1 pseudogene is annotated in these 1,107 nt (G+C 78.5%); it reads right to left on the bottom strand.

Annotated features, from left to right (window positions below):
- Window positions 1-298 precede the first annotated feature (298 nt).
- Window positions 299-1,107 (bottom strand): annotated as a pseudogene (locus AB0C69_RS42500) (DNA polymerase Y family protein); the annotation flags it as partial.

Raw genomic sequence — 1,107 nt, 5'->3', positions numbered from 1 at the left:
GGCAGGCCCTCGAACACCGACGGGACGGTGTGGCCGCCCATGCCGTTGCCCGCGTCCACGACGACCTTGAGCGGGCGGATGGACGACAGGTCGACAGGAAGCTGAACGAGGAGTGGACGTGCAGCTCCGCCCACGGCACGCGGGCCTCGGCGCGGCGGGGGACGCCGGCCGGCTCCGGCGGCGGCTCGGGGGCCCGCCCGCCGGGCCGCCACGACAGCCGCTCCTCGAACTCCCGCCACGGGATCGGCGGATTGTGCCATCCCATCAGCCGGAGAGCCCCTCTGTCATGATCGGCGGCTCAGTCATAGACGGCCTCGACGTGCCAGCGCCCGCCCTCGACGGCGAGCAGGTAGGCGGCGCCGTCGTCGGTGGTGACCTGGAACCGGGCGCGGCGGCGGGCGGCGGCCGGGTCCCACCAGCGCTCGTCGGCGGGCCACGGGCCCGTCCAGCCGGTCACGGCGGCGGGGCGCCCGCGCACACGGAGCGTCGCGGGCGGCGCGGACACCTCGCAGCGCGCCGACACCACGACCGCCGCGCCGGACGCGTCGGCGAGCTCGGCGGGCACCGGCGCCGCCGGGACGACCGAGGGCGCGGGCCCGGGCACGCTCCCGGGCCACGGCCCCTCCCGCGACTCGGCCGGGACGAGGTCGCCGACCGGGACGCGGACGACCCGCTCGCCCGGCCCGCGCCCGCCCACCAGCACCGGCCGCGCGATCCCGCGGTGGCCGAGGAGCGCCTGGATCCGGTCGGCGGCCCGCGCGATGCGGTCGGTGACGGTGGTGCGCCCCCAGAGCCCCTCCTGCCGTCCGAGGTCGGGGACGAGCTGGTCGGGCGCCAGCTCCACCCACGTCACGCCGCCCCAGGCGTCGTCGCCCCCGTCCCGCCCGGCCGGCCGGTGGGCCGACAGCTGCCACCGCACCCGCTCGGCGACGGCCAGCGCCGACAGCCCGTCGTGCCGCCACAGCCGCCGCAGGACGTGCCCGTCGGCGAACCCGACCGCGACCTCCAGCCGCGTTCGAGCCCGCGCTGAGGATGCACCGCTGGCTGTCGGACGCCGCCGACGTCGCGCATCTCGACGACGACTACGTCCGGCCGCTGATGGAGATC

Source organism: Actinomadura sp. NPDC048032 (assembly GCF_040653175.1).
Taxonomy (GTDB): Bacteria; Actinomycetota; Actinomycetes; order Streptosporangiales; family Streptosporangiaceae; genus Spirillospora; species Spirillospora verrucosospora.
The sequence above is the reverse complement of the archived record's forward strand: the minus strand, read 5'-3'. Positions and strand labels throughout refer to the sequence as shown.